Origin of the sequence: Pseudoalteromonas prydzensis (assembly GCF_011050055.1) — a bacterium.
GTDB lineage: Bacteria > Pseudomonadota > Gammaproteobacteria > Enterobacterales > Alteromonadaceae > Pseudoalteromonas > Pseudoalteromonas prydzensis_A.
The window spans coordinates 1-21,759 of record NZ_DRGM01000178.1 but is presented as its reverse complement, the minus strand read 5'-3'; the positions used below and the strand labels follow the sequence as shown (position 1 = coordinate 21,759).

The window sequence follows — 21,759 nt, the reverse complement described above, 5'->3', positions numbered from 1 at the left end:
GTACTAATTTTCACATTTGAGTTACTGCGTGAAGTGGTTTCAATATGGTACTATTTCTTTCATTATCGATAAATCGTTTTTAAGTAAGGAAATTACTTGCCTAGCTGGATATTAACTCGCATTACAGTTGGTTTATTTTTGTTGTTTTCATTTAATCTATTTGCGGCCGCACAAGTTGTAAATAGCTATGAAATAAATGGTATTGATGGCTTGCTTGAAAAGAATGTTGCGCTGTACTTAAAGCAATTAGAAGGTGAACAAGCCACCAGTACTTTGTTAAGTCATGCAAAAAAACAAGTTGCCAGTAGTTTAAAAGCACTTGGTTATTATAAACCTGTTATTAAGCTTAATTATGACAATGACACACAAACACTGATTGCAAGAATCGACCGCGGTCCGGTGACGCGTATTGCTGATGTGCGTATAACCGTAAATGGCGCTGGTGAAGATGACTTATTACTTAAGCAAACCATAAACAGTATTGCGCTAAAACAGGGTGATATTTTAAATCACAGTCATTACGATGCTGCACGTAAAAAAATTGAAGGGCAATTGCTTGAGTTAGGCTACTTCGATGTGAAGTGGCAAGCACGCCAGTTGGCTATTTCATTAAAGAATAATAGTGCTGAGGTGATCTTAACGATAGATACCGGTGTTCGTTATCAATTTGGTGATCTCGTGTTAGGTGAGCAAACTCCAGCTGAAAAATACATTCGTTCTTTAGCCAAATTTAAACAAGGGGAAGCGTATAAAGCGACTTTAGTATCGGAATACAATTTAGCGTTATCTAGCACGCCGTATTTTGCCAGTGTACGTGTGTATGCTGATATATCTAATCGTGCGGATCAACAAGTACCGATTAGAGTTGACGTGCTACACAAGCCTGCCAATAGTTATGAAGTGGGTGGCGGTTATAGTACCGATCTAGGCCCTAAAGTGCGCTTTAAATGGACTAAACCGTGGATCACAGAAAACGGTCACTATCTTGAAAGTAATTTAAATGTATCAGAGCGTCAGCAAGATATCTCGCTTGGCTACACGATCCCTGTTGACGATCCTAATGATGACTTATGGCGTTTTTCAGCCGGTTATAAACTCGAAGATGAGTTAACTAACGATGTTTACAGTAAAATTTTAACGGGACAAATACAACGACAATGGCTGACGGATGACGACTGGGTACGTACTGCATTTTTGCGCCGCGACCGAGAGACTTACCGCATTGGTGATGAAGAACAAAGTTCTAAAATGTTAATGCCAGGGATCAGCTATGCAAAAAAACAAACCGAAGGAGGCACAACGCCAACATCGGGTTATCAGTGGTTGTTATCTGCAGAATTTGGTTTAAAAGACCTGTTTTCCACGACCAACATCGTCAGAGTACAGATCCAAAATGCGTGGTTACAAACCTATCTTGATCGTCATTTATTGTTTTTAAAGGCTAATGTTGGTGCCATGTTAGTGGATGATATTGACAATGTGCCATTTTCATTGCGTTTTTACGCCGGTGGTGATCAAAGTGTGCGTGGTTTTGCATATCAATCAATATCACCTGAAGATGAAGCCGGTCGTTTGATTGGTGGTAAATACTTAATGACAGGTACGGTTGAATATAATTACCAGTTTGCCGAAAGTTGGCGAGCAGCCTTATTTGTTGACAGTGGCACCGCGACCAATGACTTTACAGATCGCGTTGAAGTGGGGGCTGGTTTTGGTATTCGCTATTTAACGCCAGTAGGCCCTGTTCGAATTGATCATGCGTGGGGACTGACGAAAGAAAGTAAGAGTACGCGACTAAGTATTACTATAGGGCCTGAAATTTAATGTCAAAAATGAAAAAAATCACCGCGGCACTGACACTTTTTTTTGCATCAATCTTGGTGTTAGTCTTTTGTGTGCTATTTACCGCGCCAGGCAATCAGTTTATTGCCTACAGTGCTAATAAACTTGTTGATGGTTTGCAGGTAACGATCAAAAACGGCCGGTTCTTATATAACGATTCATTTGACGTCGAGTTTCAAAAAGATGGCCTTGATTTCAAAGCAAAAAATCTAAAAGTTGATTTATTTTGGTGGGGCTGCAACGGTATTTGCATCGAAAACATCAGTGCACAGAGCATTGCGCTGGTATTGCCAGAGCCACCACCCGCCGTGGCTGAAGATGAGCCAGTATTAGCAGAGCCAGCTGATACGAGTACGACTGATGAGATTAGCTTACCTCTGGCAATTTCGATAAAACGGATCGCAATAGCCTCGTTTGAACTTGCCCATGCCAGTGCTGACGTCGCAGTGAAAAAGTTTGTTTTGTCAGCGTCCGCTGAACAATCACTTGTCACCTTAAGCTCATTAACCATTGCACAGATTGATGTACTACTTAAAGAGACTCAAGCCGCTCCAGCAGAGCCATTAACTGCACTTGCAGCTTTGCCGGATATTCATTTTAGCTCACCGCTGGCTGCAAAACTTGAGCAGCTATTTATCGCTAAAATCACGCTGGTACAAGCAGAGCAAAGCCACGAAATTACCGATATTAAAGGCTCTTTTGCAATAGACAAAAGCGAACTGCTCTTGCCGTCATTCAGTGCTGACTATTTACAATGGCATTTGGCTAGCCAATTAACAGCAAACTTAGCCGATGACACGGCAATTACAGCAGAGCTAACACTCACTAATCCTGAACATCAAGTCGCTTTGGCTGTAGCTGGTGACTTACGGGACTTACAGCTGGATGTGATCACCCAAGGGCAGTATCCACTGACTGCAAAAATAAATGCAGATTTAAAAACCACAAACTTCCCTTTTTCAATGAGTGCAAATATTACTCAGTGGCTACTTGAGGTGGATAGTAATAATTTAAAAATAAATGATGTGCAGTTAACCGGTGCAGGAAATGCCGATGACTATACATTGCAACTAATGGCGCAGAGTCAATTAGCGGCATACCCTAAAGTGCAGTTGGAAAGTGCGCTCAAAGGCAGCTTAACGCATATCGATGTTGAAAACTTGTCAGTACTCGCAAATGAAAGTAAAGCCACTATGACAGCATCTGCGCGTTGGGATAAGGGAATTTATAGTGAGTTTTCAGGAAAACTCGCTAACTTGAAAGCACAGTATTTAACTGACACTGTAACGAGTGATTTGTCAGGGCAATTTAACGGCGTATTTAGTGCTTCGCAACAGCAGTGGCAATTGAAAATGACCGATACTCAACTTGGCGGTACGGTTGATGATATTCCATTTACCTTTGTCTCCGATTTTGATTTAAATAATTCATTGCATGCCAGTATTGAGAAATTTGAGCTTGTCAGTGGTGAAAATAAACTCGCCTTGTCGGGTGATATTTCCGAGCAATGGCATATTAAAGGCTTACTCCATTTAAATAAATCAGCACAAAAGAAACAGCCCTTTACTGGTGTTGGTGAAGGAAAGCTTGCTATATCAGGAGCGCGTTTAGAACCAGTTGTTAATTTAGATGTTGGTCTACGTGATTTAAGTTTTGCTGATATTACTATTAAAGATTTGAGTGTAAAAACTGACTTTAACTATGCCGCTGATTGGCAAACTAATGTGAGCTTAAAAGTAACAGATGCAAGTGTAGCTGGGCAGCAAATTAACAGTTTTACTATTACAGCAGCAGGGGATAAAACAGACCATCAACTACAACTTGATTTAGCTGCTGTAGAGGGAAAAGCCCAACTTGAGGTTGCTGGTAAATTTACTAACAATGTGTGGCAAGGTAGCCTAACTGATGTGCTGCTGAGCGATAATGTAATTGATTTTACTACTGAACCTGCTGTTGCAATTAAATTTAATATTGATAATGGTGATTTTTCCGTACAGCAACATTGTTGGCAAAGTGCCAACAGTAAACTGTGTATTGAGCTACTCAAGCAAACCGCACAGCTTGGGCAGCTTAATGCCAAGTTAGAGAATTTTGATTTAGCCGAAATTAAACATTTATTGCCTAAAAACATTATTACCGAAGGTGGTTTTGCGGGGCAGATCAAGGCAAATTGGCAAGCTAGTCAATTACAAAGTTTATCCGCGACAATAAACTCTCATGATTTGGCCGCGACGCTTATTAACGAAGAAAAACGTTATCGCTTACCAATAGAAACATTCACCCTCAATGCCATAGCAGATCCGCGTGATGCTAAGTTAGAGGCTCGATTGAGCTCCACAGTACTTGGTGATATCAATGCGGATGTGAATGCTGACGATTTAACTGGCCAACAGTTACTGAGCGGGCAGCTAATGATTGATAAAATTTTATTAACGGATTTACAGCCTTTTATTGGCACGCTTGAGCAATTAAAAGGCAGTATCAGTGGTCAAATTGCCTTAGCAGGCACACTAAGTGCCCCGTTACTTAACGGTGAACTGGAAGTCATTGATGTGAATTTACAAGGCGATCAGCTTCCTGTCGCTATTGTTGATTCAAATATCAGTATTACTTTTGATAAAACCAAAGCCACCCTTGACGGTAAATTAAACGATGCACAAGGCGGTAATTTAGCCTTAGTGGGTGATATTGATTGGCAAGGTGCACAGCCTGCAGTGAACTTAGCCGTGCTTGGCGAACAGTTTTATGTACGTGCTCAGCAAGGTGTAACATTTAAAATATCACCGGATTTAAAGATTGGCTTAGCCGATAATGCCTTTAAATTAGCGGGACAAGTTGTTGTGCCGTATGGCCGGATCGAAATTGAAGAGCTGCCAGAGGGGGCGGTGCAAGTTAGTGATGATGAAATTATTATCGACAAACAAGCAGAGCAAACTCAAGCGGTACCGTTTGACTACGATATTGACCTTAAGCTGATTGTTGAAAATGATGTGCGTATCGATTCGTTTGGTTTGGAGTCTAAAATTGAAGGTGATTTATCAATCAAAATGGATCAGCAAACTCCGATGATCGCAACCGGTGAGTTGAATTTACGTGAAGGGACTTATCGTTCTTTTGGCCAAGATTTACTTATCCGTACCGGGCAAATTGGTTTTAGCGGTCCGATAGATAAACCATTCCTTAATATTAAAGCGATCCGCAACCCAGAGAATACCGCTAATGATGTGATTGCCGGGATCACGTTAACGGGTAACATTGAGCAACCGGTATTAAAGGTGTTTTCTGAGCCTGCAATGGATCAAGCGCAATCATTGGCTTATTTATTAAATGGCCGACCCTTAGATGAAGGGGATAGCTCCACCGATGCGATGTTGACGCAGTTATTACTCGCGCAAGGAGTGAGTCGCAGTGAAGGGATGGTGTCAAAAGTGGGAGAAACGTTCGGTCTATCGGATGTCAGCTTGAGTTCAAAAGGCAGTGGTGATGAAACCAAAGTGGAAATTTCTGGTTATGTAGCACCTGGTATTCAAGTTAAATACAGCGTGGGTATTTTTGATTCGCTAAGTGAAGTGGCAGTACGCTACCAATTACTGTCGCAGCTCTATATTGAAATCACCAGTGGCCTATATCAGAACGTTGATATTCTATATAAATTTGATCTAGATTAAGGGCTAAGAGACGTTGAAAAAACTGCTACTAGCTTGCTTATTGATCTCCTTTAGTGGTTTGGCTAACACGCCATTAACGATTCGTTACTCTGCTGATGGCCATCCTTATCCTGCAGAGTTATTAGCGTTGATACTCAGTAAGTCAGCTATTACTATGGTGCCTAATAAAGTGCCCGATATTCCTTCACAAAGCAGAGCTATTCGTTTATTGGGTAAGGAAAATGGCATAGATGTGTTTTGGGGAGTAACGAGCTCAGAGTGGGAAACACAGGCCAAAGCAATTTTGATCCCGATAGATAAAGGGTTACTCGGTTATCGCATTCCTGTGGTGCATATTAGTCATAAAGACATGTTTGCAGCGGTAACCCATGCAAGACAACTGACTCCGTTTGTATTTGGTTTGCGGGAAGATTGGCCGGATACCGCTATTTTTAAACGGAATGAGTTAGATACATTAATGTATGGGATGGGCGCCGAACCAATCGCAATGTTGCGCTCTGGACGTATTGATGCACTGCCATACGATATCTTTGATTTACCCAAAAATCATGGCGATGATATTATTCACGAGTCGCATATTGCTATTCGTTACCCATCAGCGGTGTATTTTTTTGTGGCAAAAAATAATCAAGCACTACACAAATTACTGCAAGATGGCCTATTAGCTGCGATTGCTGATGGTTCTTTCGACACGCTATTTTTCGAATATTTTGCTGCCACTATTGCACAAGCTGATTTGAAAAATCGCCGTATTATTGAACTAATGAATCCCTTACTGCCACACAGTGCGCCAATTTATCAGCCGCAGTTTTGGCTTGATAAAAGCAGCTTAACCAAATAATCTAACGCCATAACAATAATGATAGGTGCAACATGTTTAAAAAATTATCGCTTATTGGCGCTGCTTTATTAGCTAGCCAAATGAATGTGGCACAAGCCGATACTCAGCCCACGGCGGCGGCAATTATTAGTCAAGCAACGCAGCAGCAGTGGCGGGTAGTGGATGCTGACAATATTATCAAAATCACACTGCCAACAGGCGCTGCTTATATTGAACTTAACCCACAGCTTGCACCGAAACACACGCAAAATATCAAACAGCTTGCTCGTGAGGGTTTTTATAAGGATTTAAATGTTTATCGCTTTGTGGAAGGTTTTGTAGCACAAGGTGGCGATGAAAGTGGTAAAAAGCCAGTCAAAAGCGCCGTTAAAGCGATACCCGCAGAGTTTTATTTAACGACCCCGAGCCCCGTAAATATTACCGAACTTGACCACAGTGATGGTTACGCCGCTATTACCGGATTTTTGAATGGCTTTGCCGTGGCGCAAAACGATGCACAAACACAAACTTGGCAAGTGCATTGCAATGGTATTTTTGCGATGGCTCGGGATAACGATATTAACAGCGGCGGCACTGAGTTTTATGTCACCATAGGCCATGGTCCGCGTTATTTGGATCGTAATATTACCGTGTTTGGCCGTGTGTTAGAGGGGATGGAGCATTTTAATCGTTTATCTCGCACTGCTAATACCGGCGCTGCTTTTAACCCGATCACGGATCTGCAAGTGTTAGCGGATATTAGTAAGCAAGATAATAGCCAATTTAAGGTCATGCGTACTGATTCTGCCGCATTCTTAGCCTTGATCAAAGCACGAAAAAATCGCTCTGAAGCATGGTTTGTTGAAACGCCTAATTATGTTGATGTTTGTGGTATGCCAATTCCGACGAAAAGAGTCAGTGACTTGGAAAGTTAGCGAGTTAAAATTAACCCCGAGCGCGCTCGGGGTTTTATACAATAAAATGGCTATTACTGACGGTTTATTTTCACATTAAATGGCGTGATATCCTGATCCGTAGAGCGATACGGGTTGATATCAAGGCCACCACGGCGGGTATAACGGGCGTACACTTCAAGCTTATCTAAATTCAATTGCGCCATTAAGTCGCAATAAATACGCTCTACACATTGTTCATGAAATTCGTTATGAGTACGAAACGAAATTAAATAACGCAGCAATGATTCATGGCATATCTGCTCACCACTATAACGAATAATAATGCTTGCCCAATCTGGCTGCGAGGTGATCAAGCAGTTTGATTTTAATAAATGACTGTGCAGCGTTTCGGTTATTACCTCGCTGCTCGCTGCTTTTAAACTATGAGCGCCTAGCTGGTAGTCAGTGATCTCTATATCTAACTCATCAATACACACACCCGGTAAGGGTGTAGATGGCAAACAGTTATAATCTGCGGGGCTGTATAAAGTGACTGTAATAGGCATTGCTACTGCAGCTGATAAGTCGGCGGTTAAAATGGCGGCAACATCATCAACTGAATCAAAACGAGTCTGGTTAAAGCTATTTAGATACAGTTTAAAAGACTTAGATTCAATAATATGGCTGCTCTGACAGGGAAATTCAAAGCTTGCTACAGCAACCACGGGCTTACCTTTTGGGTTTAACCATGAAAGCTCGTAGCCGGTCCAAATATCTTGGCCTTGAAAAGGCAGGGCGCTTTCATCAATGTTTAAATCATCGCGATTAAGTTTTCGGGCGATCGGAAACAGTAGGCTAGGTGTATACGTATCAACATACTCAGTTGCTTGACCAAGCACACTGTCTTTTAATTCTGGTGCGTTGCTGTAATCTGTCATATTAGGTCTTTTGTAGTTACAATAGCGCCATTATACCTAAAGCTTATGAGTTTCACAGCATGACTATTGTTACCCAGTTAGAACAACTCCATCAACGCTTTGCCAGTAAGCAACAAGCGCAAACCGGCAAGTTACCACAGATTGAACATGACAGTGATTGGCCAAGCCCGTGTGAAGTTGGCCACCCAGATGAGCAAGGGTTGATCCAATGGCAAGCGATAGCTCGCACTCCTAGCGGCTCTTTAACTGACTTAGCCAAGGCGCTAGAGCTTGAGTTTCCTCAAGCGCTGCAACAGTACTATGGTGCGTTTTTCGGCGGTTGTATTATTGCCAACATTGATGGTCATGACGTGGAGTTATTGCAAGCATGGAGCGATGATGATTTTGATTTATTGCAGCAAAATATAACCGGTCATGTCTTGATGAAGCGTAAACTAAAACAGCCAGCGACCGTATTTATTGGCCTCACTGATCAAGAAGACTTATTGGTTTCGGTGTTGTTAGACACCGGTGAAGTGTGTTTAGAGTATGTAGGTAAAAAACCCCATCATGTGCTTAGCGCTGATCTTGGCTCTTTTATAACCGCACTTACCGTGTAAGTGTTTGTGCCGCGGAGTAATCGCTACTCCGCAGCGCTTTTTAATCTCTAGTACGCAAAGACTAATGGTTACTGAAAATCCCACGATATATTTGACACTAAACCACATGGTTCACATCTAAAATCAAATAACCCAAACCATGATTCAGGTAACTTCCAATCGTTATTACAAGCTGGGCATTTACGTTCCAGCTCAGATGCTTTGTCTTTACCGCCTACCCGATACAAGTAATAATACACCGGTTTTTTAGTTAAAAAACTAACTCGTTTGGCGATGTCTTTACCACGGCGCGAAAGATCGCTATCAAGGTTTGATATTTCATCCAAGGCAGGAAATTCACAGCGTGTTGCGCCATTAATTTGAATTTGGTCACACGCTTGCCAATCTTCTTGCCATTTTATTAAGGTTTTATAATCACCATTGGCAATGGCAGGTATTTTAAACAACGGAACGGGTAAAAAGTCATCACCACAATACAATGGACTGCATGTATGAACATAGGTGGTATATAAAATATAACTCGATGGTTGATGACACTGATCGGCGCCGTTAGAGTGAATATCTTGACCAATGACTTTGACTTTAGGGGCCAGTAGTCCGGCATCGTGAAGTTTATCAATACTGTGTTTAACAAACGGGCTGTTGTTAAGTGGGTGCATTGCATCATTGGTCGGGCACATAACGCGGGTAATGAAGTAGCCATCTTTTAGCACAGTTGGAAATTCTTCACCCATTATTTGGCCGTTAAAGCGCAATGCATTCACCAAGCGATTTATTGCTTGTTCGGCATTTTCAAGGGTCGTATCTTGGTAACAATCAAACGTTAAATCAACAACAAACATGTTAAGTCTCTAGTTTTTATTTTCGAGTAAGGCGAGTAAGCGATCGAGCTTTTGTTCAATACGATCAAGTTGACTTACATCACTGACAGCCTCAACTGCAACATTGGTGGATTTTGCCAAGTTATGGATAGAATCTGGATTATTTTTATATTGGCTTACAGCGGCAATAATAACAGGTAATGGGATCGGTTGGGTTAGTTTACTTTTAGTTAAAGCGACAGTAGGGGTTTTGCCTTCGTCAAGAAGGGCTTTGATTGCATCAAAAACAACAGCATTCATTCTATTTTTAAACTCTTTAAAGTAAGGCACAGCACACAGATGTGCTGCGCCGGGTATAATAACAGCTGGTTGGCAGTAGCCAAGTACTTTTACTGCTGGCGTAAACGTACATCCAGTTCGTCAATCACTTCACTCCAATCACCATCCTCTGCTAATGACTCAGCAATAAAGTGGCGTTGTGCTTGATCCCAAAATGGCGCGTCTTGCAGCAATGTGGTGTCGGGTAATGAATGAGCAGCAATGAAAGTATCAATTTCACTCTCTGAACTTGCTAAGCCAAGTTGTTTGAAGAGTGTATTGATATCGTGTTTAGTAGTATCCATGTCATGCTCCTTGATGATAACGGTAAAACAGTAATCGAACTTTATGATGGGTTGTTAGAGTTTAACACCCGCTGAATTTGCCTTTTAACGCAGATAGGAATATACCTATAGCTGTTGCTATAGAAAAAATCAAAATAAAAATAAGGACGAGTCATGACAGTAGAGACTGACAATGAAACATTGCGTGTGCAGTATATTGCCGCAGAAGACATTAGTATCGCAGCGAGTTTAATTTATCAAGCCTATCATGATGATCCGCTATTGCAACCTATGCTTAATTACAGTGAGGCGAATAAAGCGGTTTATGAAAAAAAACTGCGTGCTTTGATCCGCGAAGAACTCAACACATTTTGGCAAGAAAAACAGCCGCTGATTGGTTTATATAAAAATGATCGTTTAAAAGCGGTTGCGTGTGTATTCGAATCATCAAGTCAGCTGCAAGCTCAGCGTTATTGGCATTGGCGTTTGAAATTAATGCTCAGCGCAGGTTATTTACAAACTAATCAATTGATTGAGAAAGAGCAAACGATCCGCAATGCACTCATTACGCAAGGCAACTATTATTTTTTAGCATTTATTGCGGTTGACCCTCACTTTCATGGTCAAGGTATTGGCCGTTACTTATTACGAGGTTTAAATGATTTAGTGCAAAGCAATGAAGATGCTTCAGGAATGGCGGTTTTTGTTACCCAAGATCAGCATAGCGCATTTTTTGCCAGCGAAGGGTTTGTGTCTTTACAACACCTAACGTTTAGTAATGTACAAGGTGAACTGCTGTTTAAATCAGCTCAATGACATTGATTCGGCATAAACGCCATTATGGAAATATCACTGTGAGAGATATCCTACATTATCGTGCGCTTTAGCCGTTTATTCCTCTATAAATAGTGTAGCTAAAGGTTTAACTTATTGTTTTTTATCATATATGTTATTTTTGCAAAATTGTGACATGAAAATTATTGTTATTTGTAACTACCCTTGAGCCTGCTTTGCTTTAAACTTTACTTTGTCAAGACGACATAGACTCAATGAATGAGCTACTGCCAAGGAAATGGATTATGGCAATTAAGCATGAAGCTTAGCAGGATGCAAATGGACAAGTTAACACGGATGCAAGGATGAACTAGGACACCGCGAGGATGCGGTACATTAGCGGAGCTAATGATAAGGATAGCCCAAAGGATTATATTACAGGAAGTAATAGGAGCGTTTGTAAACGTAGGACGGCCAGGCTGGCAAGAGGATGACACTAGGACGTGTAGGATATTGCATAGATGCAATGTGAGGGTGTATTTGGATATATACCCGTTCAGGGGAAAGATAAAAATGGTTGCTTCGGCATAGGTATGGATGCCTTGTTATGGATGAAGTCAGATTGGGGCGTAACTACATGTTACGCCTTGGTTTTTTATAGTTGACGTGAAATGATTAAACATCAGTGTGCGCTGCTAACTCGCTAACTCGCTAACTCGCTAACTCGCTAACTTTCTAACTCGCTACTAAATCTTATGCGGTGGCACCACCACACTTTTTAGCATTTCATTTTCCATAAATAACACTCCTTGATAAACGCTCTCACCGTCACTGGAAAACTCAAATATAAACTCGCTCTTAATACCGGGCTTGCCGCTTTTTAGTAAGCCAAAGCGGCGTTTAATACAGGCGACACTCATTAACTGTACTTGCAGTTGTTCGCTTTGCCGTTTGGCATGTGCATTTGCGGCTTCTGCCACTTTACGATTAAGCCAAAACAGATAAATAACCGCACCAATGATAATGAATGTCCATAAACTTGCCATTTACGAGAATAACCTTCCAATTGCGCGCGCGAGGGTTTCGCTGCGATTTTCTTTACGTAACAAACCTAATAAGTGCGGGCGAATATTGGGTATTGCAACTAAATCCGCGAAAATACTTGGAAAAAGTTCTTCAATTTGTTGCTGGTGGGCGCAGTTATCCATAAAAATATGTAACCGTTCAGGGTCGCTCAGTAAATTAAAGCAGCGTCCAGCTATGGTTTGAATAACATCCGGCTCCGTGGCAACTGCTGATTGCAAAATAGTATCAACTAACTGGGCTGTCAGTGTTTGCGCTTGTGCTTTTGACATCGCCCGTAAAGCACAGCACAGTGCTAATGTGTCTTTTTGTGCAATGGCTTGTTGAGCATAACTTAACAGTTGCTCACTCAATACAGGGGGAATTTCAACATGTTCAAGCATGGCACTGAGTGGTTGTAATACCTCCGCTGGCAACTGCTGCCAGGCATTTTGCAACGCGGTTAGGTTGTTATCATCATCCAAGCGCAGAGCAAAATCAGCAATGCCTTGCACTGCAACACTTTGCCAATTATCAAACCCTAGTTTGCCACTAAAGTACAATTGGCTGTATTCATAATATTGTGAAGCTGGTTGTTTTAATAGCACTTTTAATTGTGCGTTAAAAGCGGCTAATTTATTGGCATTGGGGGTAAATACGTAAGGGTTATTATCAAGCTTACCATCTGCTTGGCTGCCAGTTAAGTCATTACCAATTGCTTCAATCACCATATTGGCAAAATGGTCGCGGCTTGCGCAAACCAGCTTACTTTGCTCATCCACTGGAAATTTTAAGAACCATACATAGGGCTCGCTGCTGGCTTTACTATCCCAAAATTGAATGGCTAACCAAGCATGACCTGCTAAAGGAAAAGGATAGGGGACTTGCGCCTGTTCAATGGCGAAAAATTGCTTCTTATTTAGTTTAGTTATATGTCTGCCAATATCAAAAACGCGCCATGTGGTGCCTGCGCCATCCAGTAATTGCCCTAAAGTTGCGATTTGCTCGGTCATAATGATCCACTGATTTTTACTGCAAAATTCTGTAAATTATACGCCATAGCAGGCGCTGAGGGAACAGGGTATAATTAGCCAATATTTATGATTGTAGGTGGTTATGTACCAACAGATCCAAGCGTATTTAACGCAACTGGAAGGCTTATTGAAGCAGCACCAATTGTGGCAAGATGAGCCGCTGGCTGTGCAAGCGTTAAATTCAACCGTACCTTTTTGTCACGATACCATGGCCTTTGAACAATGGCTGCAATTTGTATTTATTGAAAAAATGCAGCTATTGGTCAGCCACGCTCAGCCGTTACCAGCTAACTTTGCCATCGCGCCAATGGCGGAACTTATGTTAGCGCACAAAAGCGGTGGCGCAGCAGTGACGCGATTGTTAGCCCAGCTTGATCAGTTATTAGGAAGTAATAATGAATGAACGTCTAGCCCCTGTTGAGTTTGCTGAGCTTGAAATTTTGTATCGTGATGAAAACTATATCGCGATTAACAAGCCGTCGGGTTTATTAGTGCACCGCTCATTTTTAGACAAACACGAAACGCAATTTGCGATGCAGATGCTGCGCGATCAAATTGGTCAACATGTGTTTCCAGTGCATCGCTTAGATAGACCAACATCGGGCGTATTACTGTTTGCATTAAGTTCTGAGGCCGCACGAGACATCAATCAGCTATTTATTGATAATCAAATTACTAAACGTTATTTAGCGTTAGTGCGTGGTTTTGCCCCTGAATCGGTATTTTTAGACAAACCGCTAAAAGAACAGCTGGATAAAATAGCGGATAAATTTGCCGCACAAGATAAAGCACCGCAACAAGCGCAAACACAATTTAATTGTTTGTATCAAGCAACGCTGCCTATCCCCATTGGTAACTACCCTACAGTTCGCTATTCGTTGGTTGAGTGTTTTCCTAAAACAGGGCGTAAGCATCAAATTCGCCGTCATTTAAAACACTTATCTTTACCGATCATTGGTGATGTAAATCATGGTGACAATCAACATAATCAGTTTTTTAGGGAGCATTTTGCACTGCGCCGCTTAATGTTATTTGCAACTGAGCTTAACTTTGTGCACCCTTATACTCAGCAACCAATAAACATTACAGCGCCACTGGGGGAGGCAATGCTAAGCATCTGTACTCAACTAGGCTGGCCAAATCAAGAGAAGGATTATTAATGGCGACTATTAGCATTTTTGTAGGCAGTGTTTACGGTGGCGCTGAGCGCTTAAGTGACGAAGTTATTGACGCAATAGAACAAGCAGGGCACAGCGTAAATTTAGTCGATCAACCAAGCATTGCGGATATTCAGCAAGCCACACATATTTTAGTGATCACCTCGACTACCGGACAAGGCGATATTCCCGATAATCTCGCTGGTTTTTTTAACGAGTTGAATAGCACTTTTCCCATGTTAACCGCTAAGCCTTACGGCATTATAGCTATGGGTGATAGAAGCTATGGCGATACCTTTTGTGGTGCTGGACGCAGTTTTGATGAGTTATTTCGTGACTTGCAAGCTAAACCGATTGGCCATCGTTTAGAAATTGATGCGTGCGAAGATTTTGAGCCTTGGCCTGTGGCTGAGCCATGGTTACAAGACTGGTTAACTAAATTACCTCAATAACGATGATGCATACCAAAAACGAACAAGAGCGCTTATGCGCTCTTGTTCGTTTTGAGTTAAGTGTTAACTAGGTACTTTTTACGTCAACTTTAAGCTTTAACTTTTGCCCAGGCTGTAAGTACTTTTGGCCTGTAAGGTTATTCCATTTAATGATATCGTTTACGCTTAAGTTAAATTTATCGGCAATGCGCGCCAGTGAGTCACCACGGCGAACTTTATAGGTGATTGTCCGGTTGCTACTGACTAACGCTGTCTGAGAGGTCTTAGCGCTCTGATAAACCGTTAACTTTTGCCCTAATCGTAATACGCTGTTCTTTTTAAGCTTGTTCCATGTTGCCAGTTCATTAATCGTAACGTCGTACTCTCGGCTTATATCCCATAAGGTATCGCCACTTTTAACCGTGTGAGAGAGCTTTTTTTGGCTGTTTTTATTTGCTGCCAAACGCACTTGTTCGGGTAAATGTTCGCTATTAATTGCGCCGTCACTTAACGGCACTAATAACTGCTGGCCAACACGAATGGTATTTGATTTGAGCTTGTTGAGCGATTTGATTGCACTGGTGCTGGTTGCAAACTTTTTCGCAATCACCGATAAGCTGTCACCGTTTACGACAATATATTGTTGCCAACGCAAGCGATCTTTAACTTCAGTTTTCGCTAATAAACTTTGAAATTGTTCAACTTTATCGGTGGGCAATAATAAAAAGTGTGGACCATTTGGATCCGTTGCCCAGCGATTAAAGCCAGGATTTAGGCGATACAGTTCGGTAAGGCTGATATCTGCCATTTGGGCTGCCAATGCCAGATCAATTTGTGAACCAATATCAACGGCTTCGACAACTTGTGCATTGATGATTGGGTTCCATTTTAGGCCAAATTCATCAGCGCGATTTAATAAGTCAGACAGTGCAAGTAATCTAGGTACATAGGCGGTGGTTTCGGTTGGCAGATCAAGCGACCAAAAATCGGTCGGTAAATGTTTTTTGCGATTCTTTTTTATCGCGCGTAACAAACGACCTTCACCTGAGTTATAAGCAGCAATGGCGTTAAGCCAATCACCATCTAAGGTTTTGTGTAAATAAGATAAGTAATCGAGTGCGGCGCGAGTTGATTGCACAATGTCGCGACGGCCGTCGTACCACCAGTTTTGTTTTAAGTCAAAACGCTCACCGGTTTGCGGCATAAATTGCCAAATTCCCGATGCACTGCGGTTTGAATAACCAAATGGATCAAAGGCACTTTCTACAATCGGCAGTAATGCGATCTCGATTGGCATATTACGCTTTTCAACTTCTTCTACAATAAAATGTAGGTAAGGCTCAGCACGTTTTGAAATGCGATCTAGGTAAGCTTGGTGCTTTGCGTAATAATTACGTTCGGCAACCACTGGGCGGTTTTGCGGTACTTCTATTGATAATTGGTAACGAATTCGCTCCCATACATCATCAAAAACGGGTGGCGCTTCATCGACATCATTCACTTGATGGTATTGCGCATTGATCATCAATGCTTCGCTAATGTCATTCGGGCTTGCGCCTTCGAGTTGCGATTGCGTTGCTTGCTTGGCAATAGCGTCGTCAGACTGTGTTGATGTCAATGTTTGACAACCACTTAGCACCAGTGCCAAGGCTAAAACGAGGGGAGATTTATTCATAAATACCAATACATCAGGTAAAAAACTCGGCGAATACTACCCGTAATGAGCTAACATTGCCACTTTTTGACCATTTAAAAACTGCAATAATCACTGTATAAAAATCATAATAGCTTGATTATTTTTAATTTATTGTTTTAAAAGTGGTCTTTCCAGGTTCTAAGACCTGCAAAGTTTTGCCAAGGTTCATTATTTTGTAATGTGTTTTTTGTAAACGGATTATATTGTTTAGGTAAGTGGTCCGTTATTCCCGCAATATCAGTGCGCATAAAAGGGTTGATTTTTAGTTCTAACGCCAGCGTGCTTGGTAAGGTAATTTGCTTGTTGTGGCGCTGAGTATCTACCCACTGCGCGTGCTCAATTAAATCGCGGTTGCTAGGTTCAACTGCCAACGCAAAGGCTAAATTTGCTTGCGTGTATTCATGGGTGCAGTAAATTTCACACGTTGGGGGTAATTTTTTTAATTTATCAAAAGAGTGCTGCATTTGCGCCGCGGTTCCTTCAAATAAACGTCCGCAGCCGCCGCTAAATAAGGTATCGCCGGTAAAAGCAAGCGCAGGATTGGTATAGCAAATATGATCTAAGGTATGCCCTGGGGTGGTAATAATCGTAAACTCAGTATTAAGGACAGTGATCACATCAGCCTCGTTTAGCGCTTTAGTGATCCCTTTAAATGGGCTATTAGCTGGGCCGTAGACATCAATATCGGCAAATTTTTCACGTAAGGCATTTACGCCATCAGTATGGTCATAATGATGATGGGTAATTAAAATTCCCGCAAGGGTTAAGCCTGCCTGTGTTAAATAGTTGAGCACGGGCTCTGCCTGACCTGGGTCAACCACCCATGCATGAGTCGTGCTAGGCTCGCTGATACACCAAATATAATTATCTGAAAAGGCTTTAATTGCTTTGACTTGCACCATGTGGCTTTGCTCTATAAAGTGACGATATTAGATAGTATAACGAGCTCAGCGTATGAAACCAGCCCTTAGTTTTCAAGAAGGACCCAAACCACTGTCTTGGCAAGAGTTTCCTCATGGCGACTATTTACGTAGTGATATAGAACGTAAAATAGATAAGTGGTTACCGCGTATGTTTGGTTATCACATGTTAAAACTGGGAAATTTGAGTGGTGAACTCAATACCAGCAAAAGCACGATAAAACATCAAGTGTGTGTAGCAGAGTCAGGGCCATTTACTGGCGTGATTGCAGATATTGATGAGTTACCATTTTACGAGCACAGTGTTGATGCATGTATTTTAAGCCATTGCTTAGAGTATCATTCTGATCCGCATCATATATTACGTGAAGCGCACCGCACTTTAATACCAGGTGGTTATATGGTGATCACTGGCTTTAATCCATTTAGCTTATGTGGATTGGCGCAGTTATTGCCGTTTAGCGGTCAAAAGCTGCCGTGGACAGGACGTTTTTTTACCCCTGCACGTGTCAAAGACTGGCTTAATTTGCTTGGCTTTGAAATTGTTAGTGATGAGCGTTTTATTTATTCATCACTCGCGCGGGGGAATCGCTTGTCACGGTTTTCGCCATGGCGCCGTTTTACTAAGCAATATTTAAAACCGATGGGCAGTGTTTATATGCTGGTGGCCCGCAAGCGAGTAGCACCATTGACACCAATAAAACCTAAATGGCACGCACGTCCTCAGTTTGCGCCAGTGAAAGGTGCCGGATTACGTCAAACCTCAAAGCAGCACCGTGAGCGGGATAGTTAAATAACGTTGCGCATTTTGCTGTGCTTGCGGTAATTGCCCTGCGCGAATGTTCATTTGTATTGCTGGGTGAAGTAAAGCAGGGGCATTAAGAGTGGCATCGCGTGTTTGCCGAGTTTGAATATAACCTTGCTCCGTATTTTGCAGGTGAATATTACTATTACGCTGTTGCGCAACGGTGGTTTTATTTGCTAACTCGCGGCCATTTGGTTGATAGTCATGGCACATCCACAATATGGTTTGATCTGGTAAAGCGAGTATCCGTTGTAATGAGTGGTACAACTGCTTGGCACTGCCACCTGGAAAATCACAGCGCGCGGTGCCGCTATCGGGCATAAAGAAAGTGTCACCAACAAATAAATTACCCTCCACTAAATAACAAACGCTATCTGGGGTATGCCCGGGTGTTGCGATCACCGTAACGTTATACTCGCCAAGCATAAAGTTGTCATTATCGTTAAATAGTTGCTCAAAAGGGCTGCCGTCACAGGGCATATCAATATCATATAAACGGCTAAAGTGTTGCTGCACTTGTGTTATTTTGCTGCCTGTTGCGAGCTTACAAGGATGGCTAGAGGCAAGTTGCTGTTTGATATAACTTGCCGCTGTAATGTGGTCGGCATGGGCATGACTTTCTAAGATCCACTCAAGCACCAGCTCGTTTGCAGCTATGTGGCGAATAATGTCATTTGCGGTTTTAAAGCTCAAGATGCCGCTAGCGGCGTCAAAGTCTGCAGTGCTATCAATCAACATGGCCGCCTTAGTGAGACTGCAAGACACTAAATAGCTAAAGGTAGCACTTTGTTGATGAAAAAAAGACTCGACTAAAATAGACATTAAACAACTCCGTTATATGATATAGCTAAATCTTATATCATATAATGGATAGTGTTAAATGCTTTGCGGTGATTTTTTTGAATTAGATTATTCCGGTTTATAGCCTTCATCGACAAGTAAGTCTTTACTGCCTGCTGCATCACGGGCTAAATCGTCAACAATCTCGTTGTATTTATTGCCGCTGTGGCCTTTTACCCATTTCCAGGTAATGTTATGACGGGCGCAAGCTGCATCCAGACGCTGCCATAAATCGACATTTTTCACTGGTTTTTTTGCGGCCGTTTTCCAACCGCGTTTTTTCCAGTTTGCAAGCCAGGATTCGATGCCTTGCTTGACATATTGGCTGTCGGTGGTGAGGTTAATCTCACAAGGGCGGTTTAAACTTTCAAGTGCAACAATCGCTGCGAGCATTTCCATGCGGTTATTAGTGGTGAGGGTGTAACCTTGGCTTAATTTTTTTTCGTGGTCATTATAAAACATAAAAATACCATAACCGCCTGGGCCCGGATTACCTAAACACGAACCATCGGTGTAAATCTCTACGGTTTTTTGCACTGTTTTCCCTTGATCTTATGTACAATGAAGTGATTATAGGAAGATACCAGAGTCAGGTTAAATTCGATATGGCACGTAGACAAATAGTTTTAGATACAGAAACCACCGGCATCGACCCTAAACAGGGGCATCGTATTATTGAAATCGGCTGCGTGGAATTAGTTAACCGCCGTTTAACCGGCAATAACTTTCACGTTTATATTAATCCGCAACGTAAAAGTGAAGAAGAAGCCATTGATGTTCACGGTATCACTAACGAGTTTTTACGTGATAAACCGCTATTTCATCAAATCGCTCAAGAATTTCTCGACTATATTAAAGGGGCAGAGCTGGTAATTCATAATGCGCCGTTCGATGTCGGGCATATGGATAATGAATTTGCGTTACTTAATCAAGGTTACCAAAAAACCCATGATTACTGCCAAGTTCTCGACACCCTCAAAATGGCGCGTGACTTGCATCCAGGTCAGAAGAACAATCTTGATGCGTTATGTCGTCGTTATGATGTAGATAACACTAAACGTACCTTACATGGCGCGTTACTGGATTCTGAGATCTTAGCCGACGTTTATTTAGCGATGACCGGTGGGCAAGTAAAGCTCAACCTTAATCAGAATAAAAACCAAGGCAGTGAACAGCAGCAAAAAGAGCTGCGTCGCTTAAATCCAAACCGCGCACCGCTGGTAGTACTGCATGCCAGTAGTGATGAGCAACTCGCTCATGAAGAACGATTAAATATAGTCGGTAGCCAATGTTTATGGCGTGCCGAATAAGGCAAAACATGAGAAGCATACTGTTAGCTGTGTGCTTGGTAATGATGTTACCAAGTACCAGTAATGCAACCAGTGAAGATAAAATAACTTTATTGCAACGTAACGGGCAGCAAAATGAAATTCCGTTATTGGAAAATCGTTTTCGAATCGATTATAAAGTTGATGAAATCACCTTATTGTTTTTTCGTAAACCGGGTGCGCCCGCGGTCGTATTAGTAAAACCTGATGGCAGTAAATATTATGCAACGTCAGCAAGAAAAGATGACAACCTGCAATGGTTTGATGAACTCAGCTACGACCTTATTACCATAAAGCAGCCAATGGCGGGGCCTTGGCAAGTTGTTGGTAGCATTTTACCGAAAAGCAGAATTGTGGTGCTAGGCGAAGTAGAGCTGCAAGTTGAGCCATTGCCAGCGCTATTGTTTCGTGGTGAAACCGTGAAAATTACTGGGCAGATCTTAAACGATGGCCAGCCGATAAACAGCGGCTTATTTCGCGATGTAGTTAGCCTACACGTTGATTTTATAAGTACCAACAACAGTGATTTTGCTAATTTTGGTGCAGGTACCCACAATGTTGCAGAATTTAAAGATGACGGGCGTGGTTTTGATGAACGCCCCAAAGATGGTGTTTTTACCGGGGAATTTAAGTTAGCCTTTCCTGCTGGACAATGGCGACCTGAACTTTATATAGAAACGCCAATATTAAAGCGCACCGTTGTACAAGATCTTATCGAAGTAAAAGAGCCGCCTTTTAGTTATAGCATTGCACTTGCCGAGGATGACTTTCAAGAACATCAATTAACCATTACCCTCGATAAGCAAATAGTGCAGCCAGAGACGGTATTGATCCAAGGTAAAATTTATTACCCCAATAATGAAGAACAAATGTTTACCCTTGATGCTAATGCAGGCCTGACCCGCGAATTGGCAATTAAAAATTATGATTGGGGACGATACAGTGTTGAACTGTCTGTTTTTGGCACTAATGTGAATGGCCGTGAATTTATGGCGACATTACCCACTTATAGGTTTGAAATAGAGCGACCAATCGAAGTGGTACCTGAATTACCAGCACCTATTATTAGTGAAGCAGAGCAACAAGAGATAGAAAGAGTCGCTAAAGAAGCTGAATCAATGGCAACTATGACATTGATAGGTCTAATTGTGGGTGGAAATCTGCTGATCTTGCTGCTTGGTTGGTTGGCAATTCGTGTCTTTGTTCAGAAAAAATCGCTGCTACCAAAAATTAAGCTGCCATTTTTGCAGAAAAAACCAGCAGTTGAAAATGAGCCGCAAAGTAATGAAAAAAAAGAACTCGACAAAAATGGTTCAAAAAGTGATAGATCCGGTGAAATTTTAAACCTTTCGATGTCAGATGACTAAAAAACCTATAAAAAAACAAAAAAGCCCTTGACGAAGTAGGGGTTGGTTCGTATTATTCACGCCGCTGTCAGGGGAGACTCAGACAGCAACGAAAATGCGGAGTGGTAGTTCAGTTGGTTAGAATACCGGCCTGTCACGCCGGGGGTCGCGGGTTCGAGT

22 protein-coding genes are annotated in these 21,759 nt (G+C 42.0%); 12 read left to right on the top strand and 10 right to left on the bottom strand.

Translation table 11 applies throughout. The features are described from left to right. Positions 1 to 120: 120 nt before the first annotated feature. From ENH88_RS17605 to ENH88_RS17590, 4 genes are all read left to right on the top strand, one after another. Positions 121 to 1,824 carry an autotransporter assembly complex protein TamA gene (locus tag ENH88_RS17605; protein WP_414704857.1) on the top strand — a complete coding sequence of 568 codons (1,704 nt, stop codon included), beginning with the start codon at positions 121 to 123 and terminating at the stop codon, positions 1,822 to 1,824. Beyond that, positions 1,824 to 5,510, top strand: coding sequence for a translocation/assembly module TamB domain-containing protein (locus ENH88_RS17600; RefSeq protein WP_304184221.1), 3,687 nt, complete (start codon positions 1,824 to 1,826; stop codon positions 5,508 to 5,510). The genes ENH88_RS17605 and ENH88_RS17600 overlap by 1 nt, the downstream gene beginning before the upstream one ends. A gap of 13 nt (positions 5,511 to 5,523) precedes the next feature. After that, positions 5,524 to 6,351, top strand: coding sequence for a hypothetical protein (locus ENH88_RS17595; RefSeq protein WP_304184220.1), 828 nt, complete (start codon positions 5,524 to 5,526; stop codon positions 6,349 to 6,351). A gap of 80 nt (positions 6,352 to 6,431) precedes the next feature. Further along, entirely contained in the window at positions 6,432 to 7,265 is an 834-nt protein-coding gene (locus ENH88_RS17590) for a peptidylprolyl isomerase (RefSeq protein ID WP_304184267.1), read from the top strand. 53 nt (positions 7,266 to 7,318) lie between these two features. Here the strand turns inward: ENH88_RS17590 and queF are convergent, their stop codons facing one another. Further along, complete coding sequence (gene queF / locus ENH88_RS17585; RefSeq protein ID WP_304184219.1) at positions 7,319 to 8,164, bottom strand: NADPH-dependent 7-cyano-7-deazaguanine reductase QueF; 846 nt, start codon at positions 8,162 to 8,164, stop codon at positions 7,319 to 7,321. A 59-nt stretch (positions 8,165 to 8,223) separates the two neighbouring features. Here queF and syd point away from each other — a divergent pair, with 59 nt between their 5' ends. Further along, positions 8,224 to 8,763, top strand: a complete 540-nt coding sequence (gene syd, locus ENH88_RS17580) for a SecY-interacting protein (protein WP_304184217.1) — start codon at positions 8,224 to 8,226, stop codon at positions 8,761 to 8,763. Between the two features lie 68 nt (positions 8,764 to 8,831). On the opposite strand, the gene ENH88_RS17575 is transcribed toward syd, so the two are convergent. From ENH88_RS17575 to ENH88_RS17565, 3 genes are all read right to left on the bottom strand, one after another. Beyond that, entirely contained in the window at positions 8,832 to 9,605 is a 774-nt protein-coding gene (locus ENH88_RS17575) for a Zn-ribbon-containing protein (protein ID WP_304184215.1), read from the bottom strand. Positions 9,606 to 9,614: 9 nt separating this feature from the next. Then, positions 9,615 to 9,884, bottom strand: coding sequence for a hypothetical protein (locus ENH88_RS17570; RefSeq protein ID WP_304184213.1), 270 nt, complete (start codon positions 9,882 to 9,884; stop codon positions 9,615 to 9,617). 89 nt (positions 9,885 to 9,973) lie between these two features. After that, positions 9,974 to 10,207 (bottom strand): DUF2789 domain-containing protein, encoded by a 234-nt coding sequence (locus ENH88_RS17565; protein ID WP_064668351.1) that lies wholly within the window; start codon positions 10,205 to 10,207, stop codon positions 9,974 to 9,976. A gap of 153 nt (positions 10,208 to 10,360) precedes the next feature. On the opposite strand from ENH88_RS17565, the gene ENH88_RS17560 reads away from it, so the two are divergent. Further along, on the top strand, positions 10,361 to 11,002 hold the full coding sequence (locus tag ENH88_RS17560; RefSeq protein ID WP_304184210.1) for a GNAT family N-acetyltransferase: 642 nt from the start codon (positions 10,361 to 10,363) through the stop codon (positions 11,000 to 11,002). Between the two features lie 704 nt (positions 11,003 to 11,706). Here the strand turns inward: ENH88_RS17560 and ENH88_RS17555 are convergent. Both ENH88_RS17555 and ENH88_RS17550 read right to left on the bottom strand, forming a co-directional pair. Continuing rightward, complete coding sequence (locus ENH88_RS17555; RefSeq protein ID WP_304184209.1) at positions 11,707 to 12,006, bottom strand: DUF3301 domain-containing protein; 300 nt, start codon at positions 12,004 to 12,006, stop codon at positions 11,707 to 11,709. Then, on the bottom strand, positions 12,007 to 13,035 hold the full coding sequence (locus tag ENH88_RS17550) for a DUF3549 family protein (protein ID WP_304184207.1): 1,029 nt from the start codon (positions 13,033 to 13,035) through the stop codon (positions 12,007 to 12,009). A gap of 103 nt (positions 13,036 to 13,138) precedes the next feature. Between ENH88_RS17550 and ENH88_RS17545 the strand changes: the two genes are divergently transcribed. From ENH88_RS17545 to ENH88_RS17535, 3 genes are read left to right on the top strand one after another with little or no spacing between them, the layout of a single operon-like run. Further along, a complete protein-coding gene (locus ENH88_RS17545) occupies positions 13,139 to 13,459 on the top strand; it encodes a YqcC family protein (protein WP_304184206.1) in 321 nt (106 codons plus the stop codon). Further along, positions 13,452 to 14,216, top strand: coding sequence for a tRNA pseudouridine(65) synthase TruC (gene truC, locus ENH88_RS17540; RefSeq protein WP_304184204.1), 765 nt, complete (start codon positions 13,452 to 13,454; stop codon positions 14,214 to 14,216). Before ENH88_RS17545 ends, truC begins: the two co-directional genes overlap by 8 nt. Continuing rightward, on the top strand, positions 14,216 to 14,665 hold the full coding sequence (locus ENH88_RS17535) for a flavodoxin (RefSeq protein WP_304184202.1): 450 nt from the start codon (positions 14,216 to 14,218) through the stop codon (positions 14,663 to 14,665). The genes truC and ENH88_RS17535 overlap by 1 nt, the downstream gene beginning before the upstream one ends. Before the next feature lie 67 nt (positions 14,666 to 14,732). Here the strand turns inward: ENH88_RS17535 and ENH88_RS17530 are convergent, their stop codons facing one another. Both ENH88_RS17530 and gloB read right to left on the bottom strand, forming a co-directional pair. Continuing rightward, positions 14,733 to 16,319: a LysM peptidoglycan-binding domain-containing protein gene (locus tag ENH88_RS17530; protein WP_304184200.1), complete on the bottom strand. Its 1,587-nt coding sequence runs from the start codon at positions 16,317 to 16,319 to the stop codon at positions 14,733 to 14,735. 137 nt (positions 16,320 to 16,456) lie between these two features. Then, entirely contained in the window at positions 16,457 to 17,242 is a 786-nt protein-coding gene (gene gloB, locus ENH88_RS17525) for a hydroxyacylglutathione hydrolase (protein WP_304184199.1), read from the bottom strand. Positions 17,243 to 17,294: 52 nt separating this feature from the next. Between gloB and ENH88_RS17520 the strand changes: the two genes are divergently transcribed. Further along, positions 17,295 to 18,053 (top strand): class I SAM-dependent methyltransferase, encoded by a 759-nt coding sequence (locus tag ENH88_RS17520; RefSeq protein ID WP_304184197.1) that lies wholly within the window; start codon positions 17,295 to 17,297, stop codon positions 18,051 to 18,053. Here the strand turns inward: ENH88_RS17520 and ENH88_RS17515 are convergent. Beyond that, complete coding sequence (locus tag ENH88_RS17515) at positions 18,024 to 18,887, bottom strand: MBL fold metallo-hydrolase (RefSeq protein WP_304184196.1); 864 nt, start codon at positions 18,885 to 18,887, stop codon at positions 18,024 to 18,026. The genes ENH88_RS17520 and ENH88_RS17515 overlap by 30 nt on opposite strands. An 87-nt stretch (positions 18,888 to 18,974) precedes the next feature. Continuing rightward, a complete protein-coding gene (rnhA, locus tag ENH88_RS17510; protein WP_304184194.1) occupies positions 18,975 to 19,442 on the bottom strand; it encodes a ribonuclease HI in 468 nt (155 codons plus the stop codon). A 68-nt stretch (positions 19,443 to 19,510) separates the two neighbouring features. Between rnhA and dnaQ the strand changes: the two genes are divergently transcribed. After that, complete coding sequence (gene dnaQ, locus ENH88_RS17505; protein ID WP_283710899.1) at positions 19,511 to 20,215, top strand: DNA polymerase III subunit epsilon; 705 nt, start codon at positions 19,511 to 19,513, stop codon at positions 20,213 to 20,215. Between the two features lie 8 nt (positions 20,216 to 20,223). Further along, positions 20,224 to 21,600, top strand: a complete 1,377-nt coding sequence (locus ENH88_RS17500; protein WP_414704856.1) for a TIGR03503 family protein — start codon at positions 20,224 to 20,226, stop codon at positions 21,598 to 21,600. The last annotated feature ends 159 nt before the right edge of the window (positions 21,601 to 21,759 follow it).

Bases quoted from the DNA above. Each gene is read 5' to 3' on its own strand.
- ENH88_RS17600 (WP_304184221.1), top strand. From the start codon at position 1,824: ATGTCAAAAATGAAAAAAATCACCGCGGCACTGACACTTTTTTTTGCA.
- ENH88_RS17590 (WP_304184267.1), top strand. From the start codon at position 6,432: ATGAATGTGGCACAAGCCGATACTCAGCCCACGGCGGCGGCAATTATT.
- queF (WP_304184219.1), bottom strand. From the start codon at position 8,164: ATGACAGATTACAGCAACGCACCAGAATTAAAAGACAGTGTGCTTGGT.
- syd (WP_304184217.1), top strand. From the start codon at position 8,224: ATGACTATTGTTACCCAGTTAGAACAACTCCATCAACGCTTTGCCAGT.
- ENH88_RS17575 (WP_304184215.1), bottom strand. From the start codon at position 9,605: ATGTTTGTTGTTGATTTAACGTTTGATTGTTACCAAGATACGACCCTT.
- ENH88_RS17570 (WP_304184213.1), bottom strand. From the start codon at position 9,884: ATGAATGCTGTTGTTTTTGATGCAATCAAAGCCCTTCTTGACGAAGGC.
- ENH88_RS17565 (WP_064668351.1), bottom strand. From the start codon at position 10,207: ATGGATACTACTAAACACGATATCAATACACTCTTCAAACAACTTGGC.
- ENH88_RS17560 (WP_304184210.1), top strand. From the start codon at position 10,361: ATGACAGTAGAGACTGACAATGAAACATTGCGTGTGCAGTATATTGCC.
- ENH88_RS17555 (WP_304184209.1), bottom strand. From the start codon at position 12,006: ATGGCAAGTTTATGGACATTCATTATCATTGGTGCGGTTATTTATCTG.
- ENH88_RS17550 (WP_304184207.1), bottom strand. From the start codon at position 13,035: ATGACCGAGCAAATCGCAACTTTAGGGCAATTACTGGATGGCGCAGGC.
- ENH88_RS17545 (WP_304184206.1), top strand. From the start codon at position 13,139: ATGTACCAACAGATCCAAGCGTATTTAACGCAACTGGAAGGCTTATTG.
- truC (WP_304184204.1), top strand. From the start codon at position 13,452: ATGAATGAACGTCTAGCCCCTGTTGAGTTTGCTGAGCTTGAAATTTTG.
- ENH88_RS17535 (WP_304184202.1), top strand. From the start codon at position 14,216: ATGGCGACTATTAGCATTTTTGTAGGCAGTGTTTACGGTGGCGCTGAG.
- ENH88_RS17530 (WP_304184200.1), bottom strand. From the start codon at position 16,319: ATGAATAAATCTCCCCTCGTTTTAGCCTTGGCACTGGTGCTAAGTGGT.
- gloB (WP_304184199.1), bottom strand. From the start codon at position 17,242: ATGGTGCAAGTCAAAGCAATTAAAGCCTTTTCAGATAATTATATTTGG.
- ENH88_RS17520 (WP_304184197.1), top strand. From the start codon at position 17,295: ATGAAACCAGCCCTTAGTTTTCAAGAAGGACCCAAACCACTGTCTTGG.
- ENH88_RS17515 (WP_304184196.1), bottom strand. From the start codon at position 18,887: ATGTCTATTTTAGTCGAGTCTTTTTTTCATCAACAAAGTGCTACCTTT.
- dnaQ (WP_283710899.1), top strand. From the start codon at position 19,511: ATGGCACGTAGACAAATAGTTTTAGATACAGAAACCACCGGCATCGAC.
- ENH88_RS17500 (WP_414704856.1), top strand. From the start codon at position 20,224: ATGAGAAGCATACTGTTAGCTGTGTGCTTGGTAATGATGTTACCAAGT.